At 45.3% G+C, this 25,259-nt stretch carries 24 protein-coding genes and 1 pseudogene; 2 read left to right on the forward strand and 23 right to left on the reverse strand.

Annotated features, from left to right (window positions below; translation table 11 throughout):
- Positions 1-9 precede the first annotated feature (9 nt).
- Positions 10-1,110: a hypothetical protein gene (locus tag LHL20_RS08245; protein WP_226432955.1), complete on the forward strand. Its 1,101-nt coding sequence runs from the start codon at positions 10-12 to the stop codon at positions 1,108-1,110.
- Here the strand turns inward: LHL20_RS08245 and LHL20_RS08250 are convergent.
- From LHL20_RS08250 to trmJ, 22 genes and pseudogenes are all read right to left on the reverse strand, one after another.
- A complete protein-coding gene (locus tag LHL20_RS08250) occupies positions 1,107-1,283 on the reverse strand; it encodes an exodeoxyribonuclease VII large subunit (RefSeq protein ID WP_226432956.1) in 177 nt (58 codons plus the stop codon). The two genes, LHL20_RS08245 and LHL20_RS08250, sit on opposite strands and share 4 nt — an antisense overlap.
- Before the next feature lie 164 nt (positions 1,284-1,447).
- Positions 1,448-2,068: pseudogene (locus tag LHL20_RS08255) on the reverse strand (choice-of-anchor E domain-containing protein); the annotation flags it as partial.
- A 479-nt stretch (positions 2,069-2,547) separates the two neighbouring features.
- Positions 2,548-3,993, reverse strand: a complete 1,446-nt coding sequence (gene der, locus LHL20_RS08260) for a ribosome biogenesis GTPase Der (RefSeq protein WP_226432958.1) — start codon at positions 3,991-3,993, stop codon at positions 2,548-2,550.
- A 249-nt stretch (positions 3,994-4,242) separates the two neighbouring features.
- Positions 4,243-5,502 carry an outer membrane protein assembly factor BamB gene (gene bamB, locus LHL20_RS08265; RefSeq protein ID WP_159627041.1) on the reverse strand — a complete coding sequence of 420 codons (1,260 nt, stop codon included), beginning with the start codon at positions 5,500-5,502 and terminating at the stop codon, positions 4,243-4,245.
- A gap of 45 nt (positions 5,503-5,547) precedes the next feature.
- Positions 5,548-6,168, reverse strand: coding sequence for a YfgM family protein (locus LHL20_RS08270; RefSeq protein ID WP_159627042.1), 621 nt, complete (start codon positions 6,166-6,168; stop codon positions 5,548-5,550).
- Positions 6,169-6,183: 15 nt separating this feature from the next.
- Positions 6,184-7,464 (reverse strand): histidine--tRNA ligase, encoded by a 1,281-nt coding sequence (gene hisS, locus LHL20_RS08275; RefSeq protein WP_226432959.1) that lies wholly within the window; start codon positions 7,462-7,464, stop codon positions 6,184-6,186.
- An 82-nt stretch (positions 7,465-7,546) separates the two neighbouring features.
- Positions 7,547-8,665 carry a flavodoxin-dependent (E)-4-hydroxy-3-methylbut-2-enyl-diphosphate synthase gene (gene ispG, locus LHL20_RS08280; RefSeq protein ID WP_159627044.1) on the reverse strand — a complete coding sequence of 373 codons (1,119 nt, stop codon included), beginning with the start codon at positions 8,663-8,665 and terminating at the stop codon, positions 7,547-7,549.
- Between the two features lie 8 nt (positions 8,666-8,673).
- Positions 8,674-9,699 carry a RodZ domain-containing protein gene (locus LHL20_RS08285; RefSeq protein WP_226432960.1) on the reverse strand — a complete coding sequence of 342 codons (1,026 nt, stop codon included), beginning with the start codon at positions 9,697-9,699 and terminating at the stop codon, positions 8,674-8,676.
- A gap of 6 nt (positions 9,700-9,705) precedes the next feature.
- On the reverse strand, positions 9,706-10,893 hold the full coding sequence (gene pilW, locus LHL20_RS08290) for a type IV pilus biogenesis/stability protein PilW (RefSeq protein WP_226432961.1): 1,188 nt from the start codon (positions 10,891-10,893) through the stop codon (positions 9,706-9,708).
- A gap of 24 nt (positions 10,894-10,917) precedes the next feature.
- The gene (locus LHL20_RS08295) at positions 10,918-12,036 is read right to left on the reverse strand and encodes a bifunctional tRNA (adenosine(37)-C2)-methyltransferase TrmG/ribosomal RNA large subunit methyltransferase RlmN (protein WP_226432962.1); all 1,119 of its coding nucleotides are present in this window, start codon (positions 12,034-12,036) and stop codon (positions 10,918-10,920) included.
- A gap of 327 nt (positions 12,037-12,363) precedes the next feature.
- Positions 12,364-12,795, reverse strand: a complete 432-nt coding sequence (gene ndk, locus LHL20_RS08300) for a nucleoside-diphosphate kinase (protein WP_012519000.1) — start codon at positions 12,793-12,795, stop codon at positions 12,364-12,366.
- A 238-nt stretch (positions 12,796-13,033) separates the two neighbouring features.
- Positions 13,034-13,444, reverse strand: coding sequence for a SufE family protein (locus LHL20_RS08305; RefSeq protein WP_159627048.1), 411 nt, complete (start codon positions 13,442-13,444; stop codon positions 13,034-13,036).
- 56 nt (positions 13,445-13,500) lie between these two features.
- Positions 13,501-14,034 carry a putative Fe-S cluster assembly protein SufT gene (sufT, locus tag LHL20_RS08310; protein WP_131092201.1) on the reverse strand — a complete coding sequence of 178 codons (534 nt, stop codon included), beginning with the start codon at positions 14,032-14,034 and terminating at the stop codon, positions 13,501-13,503.
- A 38-nt stretch (positions 14,035-14,072) separates the two neighbouring features.
- On the reverse strand, positions 14,073-14,429 hold the full coding sequence (locus tag LHL20_RS08315; protein ID WP_159627049.1) for a HesB/IscA family protein: 357 nt from the start codon (positions 14,427-14,429) through the stop codon (positions 14,073-14,075).
- Between the two features lie 9 nt (positions 14,430-14,438).
- Positions 14,439-15,656, reverse strand: a complete 1,218-nt coding sequence (locus LHL20_RS08320) for an aminotransferase class V-fold PLP-dependent enzyme (RefSeq protein WP_226432963.1) — start codon at positions 15,654-15,656, stop codon at positions 14,439-14,441.
- Complete coding sequence (gene sufD, locus LHL20_RS08325; protein ID WP_226432964.1) at positions 15,653-16,909, reverse strand: Fe-S cluster assembly protein SufD; 1,257 nt, start codon at positions 16,907-16,909, stop codon at positions 15,653-15,655. Before sufD ends, LHL20_RS08320 begins: the two co-directional genes overlap by 4 nt.
- On the reverse strand, positions 16,906-17,667 hold the full coding sequence (gene sufC / locus LHL20_RS08330) for a Fe-S cluster assembly ATPase SufC (protein ID WP_226432965.1): 762 nt from the start codon (positions 17,665-17,667) through the stop codon (positions 16,906-16,908). Before sufC ends, sufD begins: the two co-directional genes overlap by 4 nt.
- A gap of 3 nt (positions 17,668-17,670) precedes the next feature.
- The gene (sufB, locus tag LHL20_RS08335; protein ID WP_159627053.1) at positions 17,671-19,107 is read right to left on the reverse strand and encodes a Fe-S cluster assembly protein SufB; all 1,437 of its coding nucleotides are present in this window, start codon (positions 19,105-19,107) and stop codon (positions 17,671-17,673) included.
- Between the two features lie 280 nt (positions 19,108-19,387).
- Positions 19,388-20,554 carry an IscS subfamily cysteine desulfurase gene (locus LHL20_RS08340; RefSeq protein WP_226432966.1) on the reverse strand — a complete coding sequence of 389 codons (1,167 nt, stop codon included), beginning with the start codon at positions 20,552-20,554 and terminating at the stop codon, positions 19,388-19,390.
- A gap of 18 nt (positions 20,555-20,572) precedes the next feature.
- Entirely contained in the window at positions 20,573-21,058 is a 486-nt protein-coding gene (iscR, locus tag LHL20_RS08345; protein WP_202262051.1) for a Fe-S cluster assembly transcriptional regulator IscR, read from the reverse strand.
- Positions 21,059-21,169: 111 nt separating this feature from the next.
- Complete coding sequence (gene cysE, locus LHL20_RS08350; protein ID WP_202262052.1) at positions 21,170-21,994, reverse strand: serine O-acetyltransferase; 825 nt, start codon at positions 21,992-21,994, stop codon at positions 21,170-21,172.
- 6 nt (positions 21,995-22,000) lie between these two features.
- The gene (trmJ, locus tag LHL20_RS08355; RefSeq protein WP_226432967.1) at positions 22,001-22,762 is read right to left on the reverse strand and encodes a tRNA (cytosine(32)/uridine(32)-2'-O)-methyltransferase TrmJ; all 762 of its coding nucleotides are present in this window, start codon (positions 22,760-22,762) and stop codon (positions 22,001-22,003) included.
- A 267-nt stretch (positions 22,763-23,029) separates the two neighbouring features.
- Between trmJ and suhB the strand changes: the two genes are divergently transcribed.
- Positions 23,030-23,806, forward strand: a complete 777-nt coding sequence (gene suhB, locus LHL20_RS08360) for an inositol-1-monophosphatase (RefSeq protein WP_159627058.1) — start codon at positions 23,030-23,032, stop codon at positions 23,804-23,806.
- Between the two features lie 151 nt (positions 23,807-23,957).
- On the opposite strand, the gene LHL20_RS08365 is transcribed toward suhB, so the two are convergent.
- Positions 23,958-25,241: an acyltransferase family protein gene (locus LHL20_RS08365; RefSeq protein WP_226432968.1), complete on the reverse strand. Its 1,284-nt coding sequence runs from the start codon at positions 25,239-25,241 to the stop codon at positions 23,958-23,960.
- Positions 25,242-25,259 lie beyond the last annotated feature (18 nt).

Below are 25,259 nucleotides of genomic sequence, written 5' to 3' on the forward strand. Positions count from 1 at the left end.
TGCGACAACATGGCACCATACACCACTGACTCGAGCTCATCACGTGATTATCACGTAATGAGTGCAGCAGAAAACAGACAGAAGGTTAAACCTCTCACTAAACAAGCATTTAATGCCGTACTGCTGTTGTTGGTTGGTACATTGTTCGGACATCAGGCGAACAGTCAGCAGATAAATAATTCAGTGTCCGTGTTTTCAACATACCCTAGTGAAGCGCTTGAATCGTTGTGCTCACAATCTACGCTAACAGCGTCATGTAGCGAAGATGCAATTGCGCCCACAACGTTGATTAATGCAATTCAAACCACTCGGGTTTTCAGTGCATTAACACCGTTTGCTGAAGGAAGTGATTACGAACTACTTATAGCGAATGTGGGCCACAGCGAGATTGACTTAAGCTCGCAATTTGTTGAGTTTACACTGCAGTGGCGCGGAATCGAAATTGACAGTGCAATGTTTAACACTGCACAACGCGCTTCTTCAAAAGACCAGCTTGCTAGCGAATTAGTTATGCAGTGGGTTGAACACATAAAGGTTCGCGATATATTTTCGACGCGATACCTTTACTCAGCTTTAGATGCAAGCAACTACGAAAGCAGCCTTACTGTTCCAGAAAGAGTCGGAGATTTCACCAAACTTGATACCCAGCTTTATGCAGACCCGTTTAGTGGAGCAATCACTCGATACACGCATCCATCTTACGAAGATGCCTTAGTCGACGTAACGGTTTATCCAATTTTAGATTCTCTAGATAAAGAAGTGAATTTATTACTAAACAACCAGCTAGATCAAGATTACGAGAAAGCAAACTCGGTGGCATCTGCGCAACAGCTAACCTTGAGTTTATCGGATCCTGCGTCACCTTATTCGGTTAATCCGACCATTCAAGGATGGCGTTTGGGGCTAAAGGCTGAATCTGAGACGGCAGATCCAATTTATGCATCGACCTACGTTTTTCGCAAAGAAGACAAATTTGTTAAGGTCGCGACTACTTTTCCCACACATTTTTCAGACCCACTCGTCAATGAGCTGATAACACACGTCCAGGTGCCAAAAGAGTCGCCCTTAATGAAGAATATTCGCGAGATGTTATCAAAGCAAATCAACTAGTACTCATCAACTGTACGTCTCACAAACCGTTGAACAAAGCTTTCTTTAGGCTTGACGTCATTTCTAATGGTGTAGATTTTAGTTTCGCTTTGCGGCTTATATCTATCAAACCAATTATAAACCTGATTTTTCTTAAGCGGCGTAGTTGATTGGTGAAGCCTTCTTACTGACATTCTAGTACCTTAAAGTGTGGTGCCGCAAAACGCTACCGACTAGCAGAGATAGCCTACAAGTGGTGAGCATTACAGAATGCGGAATTTAAGTATTGGTGTTGAACCAGAGCCAGACTAGTACTGCTAATGGCTAGTCCGTACCCTAATTTCTGATACAGCAGTATTTATTGCTTGCGCTGTTTTCTTCTATTAGAAAGAAGCAATACTAGGCCAGCGCCAAATAGACTGAACGCTGCGGGCTCAGATACGCTGACAGCATTAGGCGTATAATCAAATTCAACCGCAACTTTCCCCCACGAACCAGTCGAGAAGTCATTTGCAAAGCTTCCTGTTCCACCTTGAACTTGATTGAAGATATTAGTTCTTGCGTCTGTGGTAAATAAGAATTCAACTTGTGAACCTTGCAAGAAAGCAGATATATCCACATTTGACAACATGCCGTTACGTTCACCTGATGAAACATCAAACATGAAAGACGCAGACGGATCATTAGGAAGCATTGTAAATGTACCAGGAGCAGAACTTTGCGCTGACACAAAAGGATTTACAGAATTTGCTGATGCAAAAGTAAATGTATCTGCGGCTGCACTTGACACCTGCCAATCAGAGGCAAGGAAAATATCAACATCTGTTCTGCCAGGTTCTGCGCTACCATTTACTGATGTTCCTTCACTATCTATCTGCCCAAACACCATAATATTAACGGCGTTTAGCACTCCCAAAGTCTGGTCAAATGCATCCAAAAATAAACTTTGTGAAAGCGGTGACACATCAGCAACATCAAACGGGCTGCCCTGTTGCCCGAATGAAACTTCTTACGTGATAATTGCGGCATTTGATGACATGGCGGTGCATGCTAAGATGGCTGCAGCTAAAGCTTGCTTCTTCATAATTTCTTTCCTAATCGTTTTTAGTGTTGTGTCCTAATACTTCACCGTCTGTAAAAGACGTCACCTCAAACTGCAAGAAAGACACCATCAACTGCACCTAACGCAAACGCCCGTCACCAGTGCGATACAAAGGTTAAAAATAATTAATCGCATTTTCTGCATATTATACTTTTGGGTAATACTTACACTTAATTGTAAATAAGGAGCAACTGAAGTGTTGCCAATTAACAACGTACGACCTTCTATTTCGAAAAATTTTATAGCAGAAGTTTCAAACACTTAAATTGGGGATACAAAAAAGCCGCTTGCGCGGCTTTAAAAAATGTCTTTTTGTTCACCATTTGCGACACAACGCAAATTTATTCAAAAAATGGTTATTTTTTCTCTTTATAATACGACATCATTCTGCGACGCTTGCGTTGCTGAGCAAGCGTTAGGTTGTTTTTCTTACCCTCAAACGGATTGTTGCCTTCTCTAAACTCAATTTTTATGGGTGTCCCCATTATCTCTAATGCTTTTCTGAAGTAATTCATCAGAAAGCGTTTGTAAGAGCTTGGCAAGTCGTCCACTTGGTTTCCGTGAATAACGATAACCGGAGGGTTATAACCGCCCGCATGGGCATACTTCATTTTAACGCGACGACCTCTCACTAACGGAGGTTGGTGATCATCTTGAGCCATTTCCATTATTTGCGTAAGTAAGGCTGTGTTAATACGCTTAGTTGCACTTAGGTATGCTTCTTGGACAGACTCAAATAAATTACCCACGCCAGAACCGTGAAGTGCTGAGATAAAGTGAATTCGGGCAAAGTCGATAAAGCCCAAGCGTCTATCCATTTCGCGTTTTATTTCATCTTTAATGTCAGTGCTAAGCCCGTCCCACTTATTAACCGCTACCACCAAAGAGCGACCTGAGTTTAGGACAAAGCCAAGTAGACTCAAATCCTGATCGGTAATTCCTTCCCTTGCATCAATCACAAGAAGGACCACATTCGCTTCTTCAATCGCTTGTAGTGTTTTAACGATTGAGAACTTCTCAACGGCTTCACTGATTTTCTTACGCTTTCTAACGCCTGCGGTATCAATCAAGATATATTCGCGCTCGTCGCGTTCCATAGGAATATATACGCTGTCACGGGTGGTACCTGGCATGTCGTAAACCACAACGCGTTCCTCACCTAAGATTCTATTAGTGAGTGTAGACTTACCTACATTAGGCTTACCCACGATCGCAAGCTTTATTGGCAATTCTTGCAGTCGTTGACGTTGCGTTTCAGCGTCTTCATCTTCTTGTGGTGTTTCTTCTACCACTTCCATATCAGGAAAATCAGATTCCAATGGCGCGAGGGCATCCTGCAATAATTGGCTAACACCACGCCCATGAGCAGCGGCGATTTGCTTAATTTCACCCAAACCTAGTGAATAAAACTCGGCGCTTTCACTGTCGCCATCAATACCGTCCACTTTATTGGCAACCACAAACACCTTTTTATTGATACGGCGTAGGTGATCTGCAATACCTTGGTCAGCAGGTAACAAGCCTGCGCGCGCATCAACAAGGAACATAACGACATCAGCTTCTTCGATAGCAAGCAAAGACTGTTGTGCCATTTCCGCATCAATGCCCTCTTCGTCACCCGTGATCCCGCCAGTGTCTACTACAATAAATTGGCGTCTATCAAATTTCGCCTGGCCGTATTTGCGGTCACGCGTTAGGCCCGGGTAGTCCGCAACAAGTGCATCTCGGGTATTGGTAAGACGATTAAACAAGGTCGACTTGCCAACATTGGGGCGGCCGACCAAAGCAACAACGGGTAACATTTATCAGATCCTAAAGGTCATGAAAGCTAAAAGCATAAGCCGCAAATTGACCGAATTAACGCTTTAGTAAATCGGTAATGTGATATGCAGCTTTTGAGAATGGGCGCATTATACCCTGTTCACTTTCTAATACCAATCGGCAAGAAAGCGATTGCCCAGGGTCTTAAAAACAACTGAAACTGCGCGTAAAAACAAAAACGGCGATACAACCGTTAGGTCACATCGCCGCTTGAATAAAGGCTAGGTAATTTATTGCGAAATACTTACCGAGGCTACAGTACCTGTTCTAGTTACTGCTACCACTGTATTGTCAACTTCTAGTGGCGCAGCAAAAATAGCGTCATCTTCATCGTCACCGCCAACATCTAGGCGAGCAACTATTTGACCACTTTCTTGTTCTATCCAATGCAGGAAGCCCCAGTTATCACCCACAACTACGTGTTCGCCTACTGGTGTTGCTGCTGTAAGTGAACGAAGCTTCAACCCACTTTGCGACCATAACTCAACGCCGTTACGTCTATCTAGTGCATACACATTCGAGTTGTTATCAACAACAAAAATCTTGTTGCCATCAAGCGTGAGGTTTCTAAACGACGCATATTCACGTTTCCAGATAACACGCCCTGTACGCAATTCAACCGCAGCCAAAGTACCATTGTAACTAACGGTGTAAATCGTGCCGCCAAACAAAATTGGTGTGGTGTCTATATCTACAATACGCTCTAGTTCTGTTGCGCCTGTTGGCGTAGCAATAACGGTTTCCCACGCAAGCACACCTGAGTCGATTAGATTTACCTGTATTTTGCCTGTAGGCGTACCAATAATCGCACCGCCGTTTGACGCGATAGGCCCAGAGATTCCGCGAAGCGTTAGCGGAGGCGTATCCCCTTCATGGCGCCACAACTGCTCACCATCACGGGTTCTAAAGCCAAACAAGCTGCCTGCGCCCGTATTCACTACAAGAATACCTTCGTCTATTGCAGGAGCTGCAAGCACTTCACCAGGCACAGTCGCATCCCACACCAACTCGCCGGACTCCGCATCAAGCGCTGCAACATAACCATTCTCAGTACCAATGAACACAAGCTTTTCAGCAACAGCAATACCACCGATACGCGCCGTTTCGCCACTGCGCCATAAACGCGTTACTGAACTCATCATGCCTTCGTCGCGAAACTGTGCGAAGTTTTTCTGCCAAATGACTTTACCTGTAGTAGGGTCCATTGCAACTACAGCACCGTGGCGGTCAGCAGCATAAAGTTTGTCGTACGCATAAACTGGACGTAAGCGAGAGAAATAATGTTCTACACCGTCACCGATGTCGCGCTCCCAGTTAAGCTTTGGCTGAAATTTCGCTTCAATCGGCTTTAGTTGACGTATTTCTAACTCTTCTTCATCCGCAAACCAGTCTGAAACCGTCGAACAGCCTGACATAGTAATTGACACGGCAAGCGCCATACCTATTGTGCGAACAAATCGACCTCTGCGGCCACACGTATTGTGAAACAAATTGCGTACCTCTTTATTTTTTATCCTTGCCTATCGGCCCGCATCTTACTGTGGTTGTGCCACGGAAAGATTATCTAGCTTCATTTCTAAAAGCGGGTTGTTGGCATTTTTTTCTAACGCACTTGAGTAAGCTAAGCGAGCGTCATCAAATTTATTTTGCTTTTGATACACATCGCCTTTTAATTCAGAAACTTCTGCTGAGAATGCGTCGTTTGTTACATTGCTAAGCGTAGACAACGCAGCATCAAGCTGGTTCATTTCAATTTGAACTCGAGCAAGACGAAGTGACGCCAATGCTTTTAATTCATCGCTTTGTGCAAACGTAACAACCGTATTTAGGTGAGAAGCTGCGCTATCTAGATCACCTGCATCAACAGCTTGCTTTGCTGCAAGAAGGCTTGCCGCACTAGCATATCCGCTGTCTTTATTTTCTTCGATAAACGCTTTCACTTTCGCGTCGCTACCTTCATTACCGAAAGTCTCTACTGCGTCCTGATAAGCAACTGATGCCGCTTCTTTACTTTCAATCTGGGCTTCTGAATAGGCACGCCAGCCATAAAGACCACCTAGACCAAGCAGTGCGCCTACTATAATTGCGGTGCCATGCTCTTTCCAAAAACGCTTAATCGCTTCTACTTGTTGTTCTTCTGTTGCGAACTGTTCCATGATGTCCTCTTAATATTACGCGCTTAGCATCTCTGACACTTTTTCTACTAACGTGTCGAAGCTTGCGGTTATCTGCTCTTGCCCATCGCGAAGTGGTTTAATGCCCACCACACGTGACTGCATTTCGTCTGAGCCCAATAGCAGCGCTAGACGAGCGCCGGTTTTATCCGCACGCTTAAGTTGTTTCTTAAAGTTACCACCGCCGCAGTGCATCATGATGCGCACAGTTGGCAATGCATTGCGAAGGTGCTCAGCAACTTCAATGGCATAGGATTGTGCGTCATCACCCATTGCTGTTACGTAAACATCAGCAAAACTGGTATCTTGCCCTTCTTCTGTCAATGTGGTCAGCAACAGTACCAGACGTTCTATGCCCATGGCAAAACCAACTGCTGGTGTTGCTTTACCCCCCAATTGCTCCACAAGGCCGTCGTAACGACCGCCAGCACACACAGTGCCTTGTGCACCTAAGCTATCTGTCACCCATTCAAAAACAGTACGATTGTAGTAATCAAGCCCGCGTACTAGACGAGGGTTTACTTCAAACTCAATGCCAGCCTGTGTTAATCGATTACACAATGTATCGAAATGCACTTTTGATTCTTCATCTAAATGGTCAATAAGTGCTGGTGCGTCAGCAATGGCTGCTTGCACATCAGGATTTTTGCTATCTAATACACGAAGTGGGTTTGTTTCTAGACGACGTAAAGAGTCTTCATCTAGTTGGTCAGCTCTTTCCTTTAGAAACGCCACCAAGGTATCGCGATATGCAGCACGCGCTTCGTTTGAGCCTAACGTGTTAATTTCTAACTTTACGTGTTGCTCAATACCAAACGCCTTCCACAAACGAGCACTCAGTAAAATGACTTCCAAGTCGATATCTGGACCATCCATACCATAGGTTTCAACACCGAATTGGTGAAACTGACGATAGCGACCTTTTTGAGGACGTTCATGACGGAACATGGGCCCCATGTACCATAAGCGCTGTTGTTGATTATAAAGAAGGCCGTGCTCGTTACCCGCACGCACACAACTTGCCGTGCCTTCAGGGCGCAAGGTCAAGCTATCGCCGTTACGGTCTTCAAAAGTGTACATTTCTTTTTCAACGATATCGGTAACTTCACCGATTGAACGTTTAAATAAATCTGTGCTTTCAACAATGGGAGTGCGTATTTCTTGGTAGCCATAGTTCGCCACAACTTGACGAAGTACAGATTCTACCTTTTGCCATGTGCCGGAAATCTCCGGTAGGCAGTCATTCATGCCTCGAATTGCCTGAATAGTCTTAGCCACGTGAAATTCTCATACTGCTAAATGGGGAAAAGCCCCGCATTATAGGGGCTTTGGAAGTAAACAACAATGAACAAAAACTGGCTTATTCTTTTACAGAAACCTGAATTTTGTTTTCATCGCTCATTCGCGCAGCTTTGGCGCGGATCTTCGCTTCTAATTTGTCGACTAGGTCATCATTAGCAAGACGTTCTTTTACACGTTTGCCGTCTTCATACAGGCCGCTCATATTACGCGCTCCCGTAAGCCCTAGATCTGAAACCTCAGCCTCGCCGGGACCGTTAACTACGCAACCAATTATCGAAACATCCATAGGCGTTAGAATATCTTCTAAGCGCTGCTCTAACGCATTGACCGTACCGATAACATCGAACTCTTGTCTTGAGCAACTAGGGCAAGCAATAAAGTTGATACCGCGCGAGCGAATACGCAGTGACTTTAGAATATCAAAGCCTACTTTGATCTCTTCTACTGGGTCGGCAGCAAGTGATACGCGTAATGTATCGCCAATACCTTCAGCCAATAACATCCCTAAACCAACCGCACTTTTCACAGCACCTGCTCGCTGCCCACCGGCCTCAGTGATGCCAAGATGCAACGGCTGGTCTATTTTTTGTGCCAATAAACGATATGCTCCTACTGCCAAAAAGACATCTGATGCTTTTACGCTTACTTTAAATTGGTCAAAATTAAGCTTATCGAGAATATCCACGTGTCGCATAGCCGATTCAACGAGCGCTTCGGGTGTTGGCTCACCGTACTTCTCTTGTAAGTCTTTCTCTAACGAGCCACCGTTTACCCCAATACGAATAGGAATGTTTTTGTCTTTTGCACAATCAACAACAGAGCGAACACGCTCCATATTTCCTATGTTACCTGGATTTATGCGCAAGCAATCCACACCATATTCGGCAACCTTAAGCGCTATGCGGTAATCAAAATGAATGTCGGCCACAAGTGGCACACTCACCTGCTTTTTAATCTCTTTAAATGCTTCAGCCGCTTCCATGGTAGGCACAGATACACGAACGATCTCACCACCTACAGCAACTATACGGTTTATTTGATCGACAGTCGCAGCCACATCTGTGGTACGCGTGTTTGTCATCGATTGAACAGCAATGGGGGCACCATCGCCAATGGGAACATTTCCTACATTAATACGCGTAGACTTTCTGCGCTTAATAGGGCTTTCTGCAAACATCTATTTACCTACATGGGAAGTGTGAAACGAGCTGTTCTACCGTTTTGGTATGAAGAAATATCAACAGACTCGCCATTAACTGATATGCGCACATTATCCGGTGCGCCGAGCGTAACTTCAACAGGAGGTACGCCCTGAATTTCCATTACTCGACCTTTTTGCTTAACACCATAGGCAATTGCCTCGCCCGTGGCATCTTTAATATTCACCCAGCAATCATCATCAAAGGTGAATGACATTGAAATCGGCGCTGCATCGCTAGACAACTCAAGCGAAGGCGCTGATTCAACTGCATCACTATTCAGTAAGTTTGTCAGATTATTGCTATCATTCACCGCCGTATCAGGTGATGATATCGCACCGTCATCCAAGTCACCTTCTTGTGTGAACCCATCATTGTCCAAGCTCGATAAATTCGTTGATGGTTGCGCACCTTCAGTCGCTTCATTTTCAAAAGAAACATCACTCTCGCTTGGCTCATCATCTATCGCGCTTTCAGCAAACTCAGTATTGTCGTCAGCGGGTTGTGAAGGAATGGGTGTATTAGCGGCTTCGCGCTTAACGGCTTCAGGCAATGTGAGATCGGAAACCGTGTCATCACTTGGTTGCTGATACCACCAAGCAACCACGCCTGCAATGATAAGCAGCAGTATAATATAGGTCACCATCATCCAACGGTCGTCATGTGTCTGTTTTGCGACACGTTTCGAGAAGCTCTGAAGCTTTTCCGATGAAGGTACCGATGTTTGATTATGATAACGCTCAAAGGCTTCAATGACGGCTTGAGAATCAAGTCCTAATTGTTTGGCATAATTTCTTACATAACCTTTGGTAAAGGTTACTGACGACTTTTCGTCGATAACATCACACTCTAAATCGTTGATTTGGTTTACTTTTAAAAATAGCTTATCAGCGATATCCTGTTGAGAAAGGCCAAGCGTTTCGCGTCGCGCTTTCAGCATGGCCCCTGGACTTGGCGTGCTTTCTTGTTGTTGCGAATTTACTTCATGTTTCGCGTTTTCTTCTGACACCATTAAATCTTATTCCTCCTGCATATTAGGTGGTACTAACCAAAGCGACTGACCAGCAATTATAGCGCCAGTATTGTCTAGGTTATTCCACTCTCGCAGCGTCGCCATTTTGATATTGTGTAATAGAGAAATACGATATAAGTTTTCGCCGGGTTTTACTACATGGATTTTAGCTGTTTGTTCAGATAATTCAGTATTTTGATCATTAGAGGTATCTGTGTCTGTCGCAAATGTGCTTTGAGAGGTGGATTCAGGTTCCGTTGATTCCGTTTGCGTTGATTCTGGCGCTTGCTCATCACTTTTTGCAACAATGTCTGTATTAACTTCAACTACATTCGTTTTTTGACCCGAACTTAATACATTTTCAGATTGAGTAGACTTTACGGTTTTCACAACTCTGCGTTGAAGCGACTTGCTATCTTCCACGTAGCGTTTCGTCAATGCATTATCTGGGTACACCGATACCATCATGTCGCCGTAACCTTTGGCGGTTTCAAAATCCCCCTGCCCTTTAGCTATTTCATACGCTAACCACAGTGAATCAGGAGTGACTCGCGCCACCTTTTCATATTTATCTAAGGTCGCTTTCGCTAAATCATACTGCTCAGAGACAACATAAAGTTCAGTAAGTAAGAATAGGCTTTTTCCACGCGCGGGCTGGTGTTTAAGCGCCTCGTTGAAATAACCTATCGCCTCTTCTAATTGCCCTTGACTTTGTGCACACAACGCCAAGTTTTCATAGGTTTGCGCAGCGTTCGAGTAAAGGCGGTTATTGATGGCGTCAAAAAAGTAAGTTTTGGCCTGCTCGTATTGACCATTTTGGCATTTAAACGCGCCATAGCTATTGGCGATATCCCCATTATTAGGCGCCAAATCAATAGCCGCTTCATAGAAAGATTCAGCGCGCTGGTTGTCGCCCACGAGTTGGTAGTAATACGCCATCGCGTATTGAACGTCTGCAGAACGGGGATTGAATTCAAGCGCTTTGTCGAGATTTTTCTTGGCCTGAGAATAGTTGTTGTTTTGTAGGTAGGTAAGACCAAGCGACATGCGTGTTTTGGCAGCCTCTTCCCTATCGAAATTACCGCCGTAGACACCCGATGGATCATTACTGACACACCCTGTACTGGCAAGTGCCGCCACTAAGGCAGCACCGAGTAATGTATTCTTTAGCCCTGTTTGCAATCCCGCTAGCATAGTCTTACCCTAATATCTTAATGATTATTGGGCCATTTTTACCGAAATTGCTTCGCCCTTCATCTGTTTTTTTAATAATCTTTTCGTTCTATCGACGACATCACCCACTAATTGACCACAAGCAGCGTCGATATCGTCCCCCCGTGTTTTGCGCACAACGGTGGTAAACCCATATTCCATAAGCACTTTTGCAAACCTATCGATGCGTGAGTTACTTGAGCAAGTGTAAGGTGAACCCGGGTATGGGTTAAAAGGTATTAAGTTTATTTTACTTGGTGTGTCTTTTAATACTTTTGCCAACTGATGTGCTTGTTCCGTACTGTCATTGATGTTTGACAGCATAACGTACTCGACAGTAACACGGCCTTGGTTTGCTTTTGACTTCGCCAGATAGCGACGCACGCCAGCCAAAAATGCTTCAATGTTGTATTTTTTGTTAATCGGCACAATTTCGTTGCGCAACTCGTCTGTTGGCGCATGAAGCGATATTGCTAACGCCACATCGATTTGGTCCCCTAACATATCAAGTGCAGGCACAACACCTGATGTACTTAAGGTAACGCGACGTTTTGACAAACCAAAGCCAAAGTCGTCTAACATGATGTCCATAGCCGGCACTACGTTTTTAAGGTTAAGCAACGGCTCACCCATGCCCATCATCACTACATTCGTAATTGGGCGTTTGCTAGAATCTTTTGATAATCCAAGGAAGGTAGCAACACGCCAAACCTGACCAATAATTTCGCTAACGCTTAGGTTACGGTTAAAGCCTTGCTGCGCAGTCGAGCAGAATGTGCATTCTAGTGCACAACCAACCTGTGATGATACGCAAAGCGTTGCGCGGTCTGTTTCAGGGATCCACACAGATTCAACTTCCTGACCACCTTCAAGGGTAAGTGCAAACTTAATAGTACCGTCGCTGGCTTCTTGGAAGTACGCAATTTCAGGCGCTTTAATTTCGCAGTTTTCAATGAGCATCGCGCGAAGGTTTTTATTTAGGTTACTCATTTCCTCGAAATCGCTAATACCGTGCTGGTAAATCCACTTCATTACCTGGTCGGCACGAAATGGTTTCTCGCCCATTTCCTTAAAGAAATTGCGCAAGCCTTCGCGATTTAAGTTTAATAAGTTAGTTTTTGCCATGAATAAGATGACCCTTTTACCTTCGAGGGATACCCCTCTTACTGCTGAATATGATGTAAAAACCAGCGATTCGACTATGTCTTGAGCGACATTTAAGAAAAAGAAAAGCGCTGATTAAATTTTGCGCGGATTTTACCACAGATGAGATTTGAGAAAAAGCCGATTTAACGCAGAGAAAGGTTAAGTTTGGCAATGCGCGAGACGCGTAGTTTAGTATGCCTAAATGAGCGCCGAGCAAAGCAGCATAACGCGTGCTCAGACACTAAGAGGGACTTAGAAACAAAAACGGGGCCCTTAGGCCCCGTTTTTGTTTCTACCTGTCTTCGCTTAGCGAGTACGTGGGCAGATTTCTTCTTCAGAGAAGAAGTATGCGATTTCGCGCGCTGCTGACTCAGGTGCGTCAGAACCGTGAACTGCGTTTTCGTCGATAGACGCTGCGTAGTCAGAGCGAAGTGTACCTGCAGCTGCATCAGCTGGGTTAGTCGCGCCCATGATTTCACGGTTAGCTAGAACAGCGTTTTCGCCTTCTAGTACTTGAACCATAACTGGACCAGATGTCATGAAGTCTACAAGTGCGCCGAAGAAAGGACGCTCTTTGTGTTCTGCATAGAAGCCTTCTGCTTGCTCTTTGCTCATGTGGATCATCTTAGATGCCACAATGCGAAGACCTGCAGATTCGAAACGGTTGTAAATTGCACCGATAACGTTTTTAGCTACCGCATCAGGCTTGATAATCGAAAAAGTACGCTCAAGAGCCATGTTCTCTCTCCAAACAAATAGTATGTATCTTTAAAAATTTTGGTCGCGAATTATAGGCAATAAATACCAGCTTGACTAGAGCCTATGTGAAATCAAACTTAAAGTATTGTTTTTAGGGGCAAAGCTAGCGCTAGAGTAGCGCATGATATATGACAATATGATGACAGTGTACACATTACATTGCGCTGACAGGCACTGAATAAGAAATACCTGTCAGGCGAATATCGGTGTTTACAACTTATGCGTTGGCTTTTGCAAGCTCTTGAATTTTACCCACGATGGCGCGTAAACCGTTACCGCGTGTTGGAGTAATGTGGCGCTCTAGGTCTAAAGCTTCGAAATAACCATCAATATCAAATGCGATGATATCGCTGGGTGTTTTATCGTTGTAGGCAGCCAACACCAGCGCTAAAAGACCTTGAACAATAACCGCGTCGCTGTCGACATCGAAGGTAATTTTGTTGCCATCGTATGATTCAACGAGCCACACACTGCTCTGACATCCTTTTACTAAACGCTCTGGCGTTTTTGCCTCTTCAGATAAACCAGGAATAGATTTACCTAAGTCGATAATGTACTGATAACGCTGTTCCCAATCGTCGAAGAACGCTAAATCATCAATAATTTCATCACTGCTAGGTAATTGCATGGTTATTTCCGTTTAATATGTCAAAAGGTAAATTGAAAATGTTGTGAGAATACGACTTAGAAAAACAGCCCGGCTTCAAGCTGCGCTTCTTCGCTCATCATTTCGCGTGACCATGCTGGGTCGAATACCAACTCAACATTCACATTCTTAACGTGAGGCACCATTGCAACACGATATTCCACATCACCGACAAGTACTGGTCCCATACCGCAGCCTGGTGCAGTTAGCGTCATATCAATGTTGACATCACCTGAAGCTTGGTCGATGTCTACTTTGTAGATGAGGCCGAGCGACACCAAGTTAATGGGTATTTCTGGGTCGAAGATGGTCTCTAACGCATCCCACACTTGCTGTTCGCTAATGTTACCGTCTTCTGGTGCATCGAAGCTCAGCGTCATAGCTTTGCGGCCAATGGCACCCGCGTCTGTACCGTCAATACGGTACATGTTTCCACGCCACGTAACCGTGTAATTACCACCGAGCTCTTGCGTGATATTCACAAACTCGCCTTCAGGAATAACGGTTGGGTTACCCGCGGGTACTAAACGCGCTTTACAGTCGCGCTCAGTAGTCACCATCTTCTGCTTCATATACTACTTCGTGCCTATTTTATTGCTGGCCTTAACCATTAACCTACGTTAAAGCTCTCGCCACAACCGCATTCGTCAACCACGTTAGGGTTGTTGTATTTGATCACGCCGTTAACGCCTTCCATTACGTAATCAATTTCTGTATTACGTAAAAGCTCTGTCGCGTCTGATGCTACCGCGACATTTAGCATTGGTGATATCTCAATGATTTCATCGTCCGCTTGTGCGCTGTCTGCGAAATCAAGTACATAAGCGTAACCTGTGCAGCCGCTTACTTTTGTCGATAAACGAATTAACTGACCAGGCTTGTCTTTAAGCTTACTTTCGAAATGCTTAACGGCACTGTCAGTTAGCGTAATGAGTTTTGTACTTGGTACAAAGGTTTCAACACTCATAATGCCTCCTTAGGCCAACATCATTTTTGCTTTTTTAAGGGCAGCAAATAAGCTGTCGACTTCTTCAAGCGTATTATAAATTGAGAACGACGCACGCGCGGTGCCTGGAATACCAAAACGTTTCATTAATGGCTGCGCACAGTTATCACCTGTGCGGATCGCCACGCCCTGTCGGTCAAGAATAAAACCGACATCTGCCGGATGCGCGCCGTCCAGTAAAAAGCTTAGTACCCCAACTTTATTAGGAGCAGTACCAATAATGCGCATTCCCTCGAGGGCCTGTGCTTGCTCGGTCGCGTAGGCAAGTAGCTGTTGCTCATGTGCGTGTAGCGCTTGTACATCAAGTGCACTAAACCAATCTACCGCTGCGCCCATGCCGATAGCTCCAGCAATGTTTGGCGTACCAGCCTCTAGGCGGTTTGGTAATGCTCCCCATGTGGCTTCATGATAGGTAACGTCTTTAATCATTTCGCCGCCTACCTGCCATACAGGCCATGTTTCAAGTACGTCTTTTTTGCCCCACAAGCAGCCAATGCCCGTTGGACCAAATAGCTTGTGCCCTGAAAACGCATAAAAATCACAGCCGATGTCTTGTACGTCAACACCGCCGTGAGCAATACCTTGTGCGCCATCAACCAACACCCATGCACCAACCGCTTTAGCTTTTTGAGTAAGCTGTTTAATCGGGTTTACTGTGCCCAATGCATTGGATACATGCGGGAACGCCACCATTTTGGTGTTGTCAGACAGCAGTCTATCGAAAGCGTCAACATCAAGCTCACCACTGTCAAAAATAGGCACAACGTTTAGCGTTGCGCCAGAGCGGCGACATGCTTGTTGCCAAGTTACCAAGTTGGCGTGGTGTTCAAGTTCAGTCACCATCACTTCGTCACCTTCATTGAGAAGTTGACCAAGGCCATTAGCAACAATATTAATGGCTTCAGTGGTACCTGAAGTCCAGATAACCTCTTCGCGGGCATTGGCGTTGATAAAACTCGCAACGCTGCTTCGTGCATTTTCATAGCGACGCGTGGCTTCATCAGATAAATGGTGCGCACCGCGGTGCACGTTTGCATTCGTACCCGTGTAAAAATCCATTAACGCGTCAATCACAGCCTGAGGCTTTTGCGTGGTAGCCGCGTTATCAAGGTATACCAGCGGCTTGCCGTCTACCGTTTTAGATAAAATGGGAAACTGGGCACGAAGTGCTGCAACGTCTAAGCTCATTTCACCTCCATTTGGGCGAAACGCTCACTTAAAATTGGCGCTAGCCATTCACGTACCGCAGTGTTTGGTACGTCGTTGATAAGCTCTTGAATAAAGCCAAAGTTAAGCATCACTAGTGCCTTGCTGCGAGAAACACCGCGCGTTAGCAAGTAATACAAGGCTTCTTCTTCAATTTCTGCCACCGTTGCACCGTGGGCACATTTTACGTCGTCAGCATAAATTTCAAGCTCTGGCTTAGTGTTGATAACACCGCGGCGAGATAGCAACAAGTTGCGGTTGTTAAGTTCAGCCAATGTCTTTTGGGCATCGCGATGAATGTGGATACGACCATTAAATACAGCGCGCGCTTTATCACCAACAATACCGCGCGCGTTCTCTTCTGTTGTGCCATTTGGCATGGCGTGCTCAATGGTTGAGTGAAGGTCGAATAGCTCGCCTTCTGCCAGAAGATAAATGGCGTTCATTTTCGCATCGGCAAACTCGCCAGCGTGATGAATATCTACATCTAAACGCGAAAGCTCACTTCCGTAACCTACCATGGTGCTGTTTAGCGTGGTGCGGTTATGAAGCTTAAAGTGACTACCACCTAGCTGCTTTGCTTTACCGGTGAACATTGCAAAACGATAGTGCTCAAGATGCGCATCATCAGCCAAGTCGTATTCAGCAAAAGCAGTAGTTAGGCTTTCGGTATCACCAAAGCCTTGCTCAATAACCGTGGCGCTTGCGCCTTCAGCTAGCTTTACTACAACACGCGTGTGAGCATCTACATCTTGTGATGTCATGTTCACAATGCGAACTGGCGTGTCAATTTTCGCACCAGCTTCTACATTGATGAATATACCGTGTTGGCATAGTGCATCGTTCACTAGGCCAAACATATGACGTGTAGGCTTAACCTGACCGTATACGCTGCTAATAGCCTGCTGGGTAGCCGTGTCATCGCTGTTTAGTGATGTAATAGTCATGCCAGCTGGCACGTCTAGGGTATTAACCTGCGTTACCAAGACACCATCAACAAAGACAAGGTCGATAGCATTTAAATTGTCAATTGCCGGCACTGGCAAATTGTCTGCCTGAACGGCTTGCTTCGCCTCACGCTTTTCAAGTGACGTAAGTGGCGTAAACCGCCAGCTTTCGTTACGACGTGCGGGCCAGCCATCGGCTTTTAACTGCGTTAAGGCCTGTTGACGCACGGGCGCTAAATAATCGGAGATTTGCGCCGCATCAATGACCTGGTCTAGCCATTGACTCATGCCTCAGCCTCCTCATAGCCTTTACCTAGGAAAGCATAACCGCTCTTCTCTACTTCAAGTGCAAGTGACGCGTCGCCGCTTTTCACAATTTTGCCGTCAGCAAGGATATGTACGAAGTCAGGCTTAATGTAGTCTAGAAGGCGCTGATAGTGAGTAACAACGATGAAACTGCGCTCACCGTCGCGTTGGCTGTTTACACCGTCTGCAACAACTTGTAGAGCGTCAACGTCAAGGCCAGAGTCTGATTCGTCAAGAATACAAAGCTTTGGCTCTAGCAAAATCATTTGCATGATTTCGTTACGCTTTTTCTCACCACCAGAGAAACCTTCGTTAACACCACGCTTTAAGAAATCCAAAGGAAGCTGTACTTGTTTGCACGCTTCTTTTGCTTTCTTTAAAAATTCTGCAGCGCTTAACGGCTCTTCGCCACGTTGTTCACGCATAGCGTTAACCGACTCTTTCATAAATTCCATGTTGCTAACACCTGGAATTTCTACCGGGTATTGGAAAGCAAGGAAAAGGCCTTCGCGAGCGCGCTCTTCTACTTCAAGTTCAAGCAGGTCTTTACCGTTTAGCGTGGCTTCACCTTCGCTTACTTCGTAGCCGTCGCGGCCAGATAGCACGTAACCTAATGTACTTTTACCGGCACCGTTGGGGCCCATGATAGCGTGCACTTCACCAGGTTTAACTTCAAGGTTAAGACCTTTAATGATGTTTTTCTCTTCCACGCTGGCATGTAAATTATTGATACTAAGCATTGATTACCCCACTGAACCTTCAAGACTAATTTCGAGCAGCTTGCCGGCTTCAACGGCAAATTCCATAGGCAGCTCTTTGAATACTTCTTTACAGAAACCGTTAACAATCATAGAAACGGCCTTTTCTGTGTCTAAGCCACGTTGCTGACACAGGAATAATTGTTCGTCGCTTACCTTCGATGTTGTTGCTTCGTGCTCAACAATGGCTGAAGGGTTACGGCTTTCGATGTACGGGAACGTGTGAGCGCCACACTTATCACCAATCAGTAGCGAGTCGCACTCGGTGAAATTACGTGCGCCGTCTGCGCGCGGCCCCATTTGAACCAGCCCGCGATAAGCGTTGTTGCTGTTACCCGCTGATATACCTTTTGAGATAATAGTCGACTTGGTATTTTTACCCACGTGGATCATCTTAGTCCCGGTATCAGCTTGCTGACGACCTCGCGTAAGCGCTACTGAGTAGAACTCACCTACACTGTTATCGCCTTTAAGCACACAGCTAGGGTATTTCCACGTAACCGCAGACCCCGTTTCTACCTGTGTCCACGAAATTTTGGCATTGGTATGCGCTACACCGCGTTTAGTAACGAAGTTGTAGATACCGCCTTTACCGTTTTCATCACCTGGATACCAGTTTTGTACCGTTGAGTATTTGATTTGCGCGTCATCCATTGCCACTAACTCAACCACTGCCGCGTGCAGCTGGTTTTCGTCACGCTGAGGTGCTGTACAGCCTTCAAGATAACTCACGTAGCTGCCTTCATCAGCAACAATCAATGTACGCTCGAACTGACCGGTGTTCATTTCGTTAATACGGAAATAGGTAGAAAGCTCCATTGGGCAGCGTGTGCCTTTTGGAATGTAAACAAATGAACCGTCAGTAAATACAGCGCTATTAAGTGCAGCAAAGTAGTTGTCAGTGCGCGGAACTACCGAGCCAATGTATTTTTTAACAAGGTCTGGGTACTTCTGAAGCGCTTCAGAAATTGGGCAAAAGATAACGCCCGCTTCTTCCAGCTTTTCACGGAACGTAGTCACAACAGAGACCGAGTCGAATACTGCGTCTACCGCAACGCCTGCCAGCATTTCCTGCTCATGAAGCGGGATACCAAGCTTTTCGTAGGTGCGAAGAAGTTCTGGGTCTACTTCGTCAAGTGACTTAGGCTTGTCTTTCATACTCTTTGGTGCCGAGTAATAAGAAATGGCCTGATAGTCTATTTTTGGATAGTCGACGTGCGCCCAGTCCGGCTCTTCCATTTCTAGCCAAGCATGATAAGACTTCAAACGCCATTCAAGCATCCATTCAGGCTCGTTTTTCATTGCTGATATGCGGCGGATAACCGACTCGTCCAGGCCGCTTTCAAACGTTTCCGATTCGATTTCAGAGTAGAAACCGGCTTCGTACTTTCTCTCTAACGCCTGTTCGATCTGTTCACTCATGTTGGGATCTCACTTGTTTGCCTGCATTTGCTGCCATTTGCTGTCTACGCAGCACAGCAACCACCCCACGGTCTTGGTGATTACTGAGTTTCTGTGTATTTGAGTGCGTTTACATTCAATGAATTCACTACGCAAACCTCAAACAAACCACTCGCTACAAAAAGGGCAGCCTAAAAAATTGGTGCGGTATTATATAATACCCGACTATTTCACTCAAATATTCAGCCGTTTATTTACCGCCGCCAAGCTTAAAATTTCTTTAACGCGCTATAACGTTTACTTATGCGATTGCTGCGTCTCGTAATCGAGTAACAACATCCGTCACTTTCGTTATTACGTAATCAATATCGTCTTGGGTTGTAAATCTGCCCACGCTAAAGCGTATACCTGCGTGAGCAAGTTCATTACTTCGACCGATGGCCTTTAGCACATAAGACGGCTCAAGGCTTGCTGATGTACATGCTGATCCCGATGACACGGCGATATCATTAAGCCCCATCATCAAGCTTTCACCATCTACGCCCGCAAAACTGACATTTAAAATACCTGGAATACGTTGGGTTTCATGCCCGTTTAAATACACATCACCTACCTGCTCTATTCCCTTCCACAACGCTTCCCGCAAAGCCATTATGCGTTTACCCTCGTCGGCTAAATTTGTCACTGCAAGCGTAATGGCTTCTCCCATGCCTACAATTTGATGGGTGGCTAACGTACCAGAGCGCATACCACGCTCATGGCCACCGCCGTGAATTTGAGCAACCAGATTAATTTTAGGACGACGACGAACGAAAAGCGCTCCCATGCCCTTTGGCCCATACATTTTATGAGCGGAAATAGACAGTAAATCCACGGGAAGTTCAGCAAGGTCAATCGCTATTTTGCCAACGCTTTGTGCGCCATCGACATGGAACAAAATCCCTTTGTCTCGACATAACTCACCGATAGTTTGAATATCTTGGATAACACCTAGTTCATTATTTACATGCATCACAGAGACTAAGATAGTGTCGTCACGCATGGCGCTTTTTAAATCGTCAAGATTCACTAATCCGTCTTGCTGTACACAAAGGTAGGTTACTTCGAACCCTTGCTCTTCAAGGTATTCACAGGTATCGAGCACAGCTTTGTGCTCTGTATTAACCGTAATAATGTGTTTGCCTTTACTTGCATATCCCTGCGCCACTCCCTTGATAGCAAGGTTGTTAGACTCGGTGGCCCCTGAAGTAAAAACAATTTCGCGAGGATCGCAATTTAAGGCATCACTAATTTGATTGCGCGCTACGTCTACCGCTTCTTCCGCCATCCAGCCAAAGCGGTAGCTTCGTGATGCTGGGTTACCAAAGTTACCGTCTAGCGTCAGGCACTTGGCCATAACGTCTGCAACAGTTGGGTCTACTGGCGTGGTAGCAGCATAATCGAGGTAAATGGGTGTTGATAAAGCCATGGGTTATTCAAAACCTACTTAAAGTTGAATACTAACTTCAATGTCGTTAGCGATATTGCGCAATGACGCTGCAGAGTCTTGGCGTCCAGCGACTTCTTGCACATCGCGTTTCGCCATTAACTCGCCTAAAGTGATTGAGTCTAAAAACACTGAAATACGATCGCTTAAGTCTTGCCACAAGCTATGGGTCAAACAACGGTCGCCACCTTGGCAATCGGCCTGCCCCTGGCATCGAGTAGCGTCGATAGACTCATCTACCGCGCGAATAACTTCACCTATGGCAATTTCACATGCTTCACGTCCAAGCAAGTAACCACCGCCAGGACCGCGTACGCTGTCTACAAGTTGCTCTTTGCGCAGTCTAGAAAAAAGCTGCTCTAAATATGATAGGGATATTTCTTGTCGTTCTGATATATCGGCAAGAGGCACTGGACCACGCTTAGAGTGCAAAGCTACATCAAGCATCGCAGTTACTGCATAGCGCCCTTTAGAAGTGAGTTTCATTGAATTCTCCCGCCGTTTTTGATGGCGGGAATTTTCACATACCCGACTAAAATGGTCAAGTATAAGACCTAGTAATTTAGTCAGGTATTATAGATTAACCCAATTACATTCTTAGATTGCAGGGTCGAACGAGGAATGGGCTTTTTCTCTCTGCTGAGAATCAGTCAGCTCTATACCGGTATTAGCGAAGTCTTCGGCACTAATATTATGCAGATTATCGGTACAAACATCGCCACCCAGTGACTGGATAACTTTGCACATTTCTTCTACTTTCGTGTCCATCTGATGCATATGTTCCAACATAATGCCCATCGCATTGGCCACCGGGTCTGGATTGTCTGGCGCTACTGCATACGCATCGAAGCCGTACTTTTGTGCTATCTTGTCGCGCTGTGGGTTTGTACTGGCTGTCAATTCTTTCTGCTTAGAAATGATGATACGACCAGGTATGCCAACGGCGGTAGCGCCATCTGGAATATCCTTAACAACCACTGAATTAGAGCCTACTTTGGCATTTTCTCCAATGATAATCGGCCCTAAGACTTTTGCACCTGCCCCTACTACTGCACCGTTTTTCAACGTAGGGTGACGTTTGCCCGCTTTCCAACTTGTGCCGCCAAGTGTGACGCCGTGATAAAGAGTAACATCGTCACCTATTTCCGCGGTTTCCCCGATAACAACGCCCATTCCATGGTCAATGAAAACCCGCCTGCCCAACGTTGCGCCGGGATGAATTTCAATCCCGGTTAACCAACGACTGAAGGTCGATAATGTGCGAGCTAACCACTTCCACTCAGCTTTCCACAATTTGTGGCTAAGGCGGTGTAACCATACCGCGTGAAGTCCAGGGTAATTGGTTAATACTTCAAACGTATTTCGAGCGGCCGGATCGCGATGAAATACCCCTTGTATATCGTCTTTTATACGGGCAAACATAGGTGATTACTCTTTTTCAGAACCAGTGCCAGACGCGCTCTCGTCCTCACCGTTTTGCTTAATAGACTTGTCAATTGACGCCAATATGCCACGAAGAATATTTAACTCTTGTGACTCAGGACGGGCACGGTTGAATAAGCGACGTAGCTTTGTCATCACCACACCTGGGTGACTTTTACGAATAAACGAAGTACTTTCTAGCGTTGACTCCAAGTGCACGTAAAAACGCTCTAGGTCTTCATTAAGTGGGTATTCTTCTTCCACACTCGGATAAGTTTCACGATTTAGAAATGCCATACGAATTTCGTAACACAGGGTTTGAACAGCCGCCGCCAAGTTTAGCGAGCTATATTCTGGGTTAGCAGGAATACACATATGAAAATGACACTGTTGCAACTCTTCATTAGTTAACCCACTGTTTTCACGACCAAATACTAATGCAACCGGGTACTTTTCGACTTCTTGAACCAACTTCTCGCCACAATCGCGCGGGCCAAGCATTGGCCAAGAATGCGTGCGAGAGCGAGCAGAAGTTCCAACCACTAACCCACAGTCTTTTACCGCTTCTTCCAATGTGCTCACAATTTTCGCGTTTGCCAACACATCACCTGCACCAGCAGCAAGTGCACTGGCTTGCCCATCTGGTTCATTTACCGGGTCCACAAGATACAGACTACTTAGCCCCATCGTTTTCATGGCACGCGCCGTTGAGCCGATGTTGCCAGTGTGTGAGGTGTTAACCAAAATAATGCGAATATTTTCGAGCATGCCTGCGATACCTACGTACTTTCTAAAACAAGACACCAGCGACCAATCACGCTGAATCTTACTACTTCATTTGTGAGCGAGTGTAGCACAGTAGCAGTATAGATGGCTATTTAAGGGAAATGGTTTTAAGCACATCATATATACCGATGGTAATTTCATTTGCATCACAGAATGATTCTGGTAGACTCCGCCCGTTTTCGAAAACAACTAGCTATTTTTTGTACAGCTAGTTAGTTTCATTGGTCTTTTACAATTGGTGGTTTATCTATGCATCCTATGCTGAATATTGCGGTGCGCGCTGCGCGTGCGGCTGGAACAGTTATTGTTCGCGGTTTTGAAAAACATAATGAAGTTGCAACTGAGTCTAAAGGCTTAAACGACTTTGTTACACAAGTTGATAAAGAAGCAGAACAAGCTATTGTTTACAAAATTCAGCAATCATACCCAGAACATTGCTTCTTGGGCGAAGAGATGGGTGAAATTCACGGAAAAGAAACTGATTATCAGTGGATTATCGACCCACTAGATGGCACTACCAATTTTATTAAAGGCATTCCTCACTTTGCCGTTTCGATTGCACTTTTGCATAAAGGTCGTTTAGACCAAGCTGTTGTATTCGACCCTATCCGTAGCGAGTTATTTACCGCAAGCCGTGGTCAAGGCGCACAGCTTAACGGTTACCGTATTCGTGCTTCTAAGCCTCGCGATCTTACTGAAACTATTATTGCAACGGGTCTGCCGTTTAAGAATAAATCTCAGTTTGGCGAGTATGCGCTAAGCCTTAATAAGATTTTCCACGAAGTAGGTGACATCCGCCGTGGTGGTAGTGCGGCACTTGATCTTGCTTATGTTGCAGCAGGTCGTCACGACGGTTACTGGGAGCGCGGTATCAAATCTTGGGACATCGCAGCGGGCGAGCTTATTGTTCGTGAAGCTGGCGGCCTGGTAACAGACTTTAAAGGTGGCAACGATCCATTGCACAAAGGCGAAATTGTCGCAGGTAGTGTGAAAGTGGTTCAAGGGCTTGTTAAGCACCTTAAATAAGTGACCTAGCTCACTGGGCTATTACTCACAGCCATAAACACTGCTACGAATCGAAAGGCGCTATCAAATATAGCGCCTTTTTTTGTATGTATCAGCGTGTTGTCGAAAGCCAATACATTCACTTACCCACGGCCATTAAACGGATTTCTTTTTACTCACTCTTTTGAGCACCCTTTAGCTTCAAGCCAAACAAAAATCGTAACACTAAAAATCGTTTTGCAATCTCAAAAGTTATTGCACACCCAACAAGTGTGATTAGCGTGATACCCAAAAACTCTGCCAATGTAGAAGAAACGCGAGAACTCAAATAAAATGCGGCTACCACGATAAGTGTTTGATGAACCATGTAATAAGGCAGCACGCCACGGTTTAAGTAGCTAATAACTTTGCTCGGTTTAGATAAGTACTTTTGGCCAAACCCCAAAATTGCCGCAAGCCAAGCCCAATGATTGAGCACAACAATAACGCCCACTAATACCCGAAAGCTAAAAGAGGACTCCATTAATTCTCCTGTCGCGCCAAGCATGTCATGTCGATCTAGTATAATCACGCTATAAAGCGTTATCGCGAAAGTAAGACTTATATAGCGCGCTCTCATCACCGCCGTGTATAACGCAGGTCGAAGCACGATTACCATGCCCACAAGCATCACCCAAAAGTACTTAGCATGGCTGTACCAGTCGCTGACAAGGTCATGAGTTGTTGGGTAAGCCGTACGTAGTTCAAGCCAGATATAAGTCATCAATGTCACTACAATGATGCTAAACAATGGCAAGCTATCGAGTAAGGTAGATTTAACTACCCCAACCCAGCGTATTAGTGGAAACAGAAGCAATATAAGTACGCTATAAACAAAAAGGTAAGGCAAAAACCACAGGTGATTCCACGTAAGTAACCTAATAATCGATTGCTTCTCTTTAAATAAATCGGTATTGGGGTTGATATAGGCAAGGTAGAAATCGATAAACGGCATTTGAAGTTTTCCACTTGCCGTCCACTCAACAAAGACTTGTGGCGCCACAATGACAAACATCCCAAATAACAGTGGCACTAGTATTCGCAGTGTTCGCTTTCCTAGAATGCTCAGTGAAAACAAACAACGAGAGGGATATTTTTCGTATCCCCGGTACAATACGACAGTGAACACCATTGCTGAGATTAAAAACAAGAGTGACATACGCCATTGATTGGTTAAGATCATGACGTCTTGTAGCAATGAAAACTGTTCATCGCTTTTTATATGCCATCCCCTATCAAGAACGTAAAACATGCCTATGTGATACAGAATCAATACACCAAATGCGATAACGCGCAACGCATCTAACTCAAAATAACGCTGGGTTAACTGCGCATTTGTTGTTTCCCTTCCTAGCGAAAACGTGTCTACTTCTTCAGAAACTAATCGTGACTCATGAACAACATATGCTTGCGTCAATGCCTTCACTCCTATTCA

The organism is Alteromonas sp. McT4-15, assembly GCF_020515205.1.
Classification (GTDB): domain Bacteria; phylum Pseudomonadota; class Gammaproteobacteria; order Enterobacterales; family Alteromonadaceae; genus Alteromonas.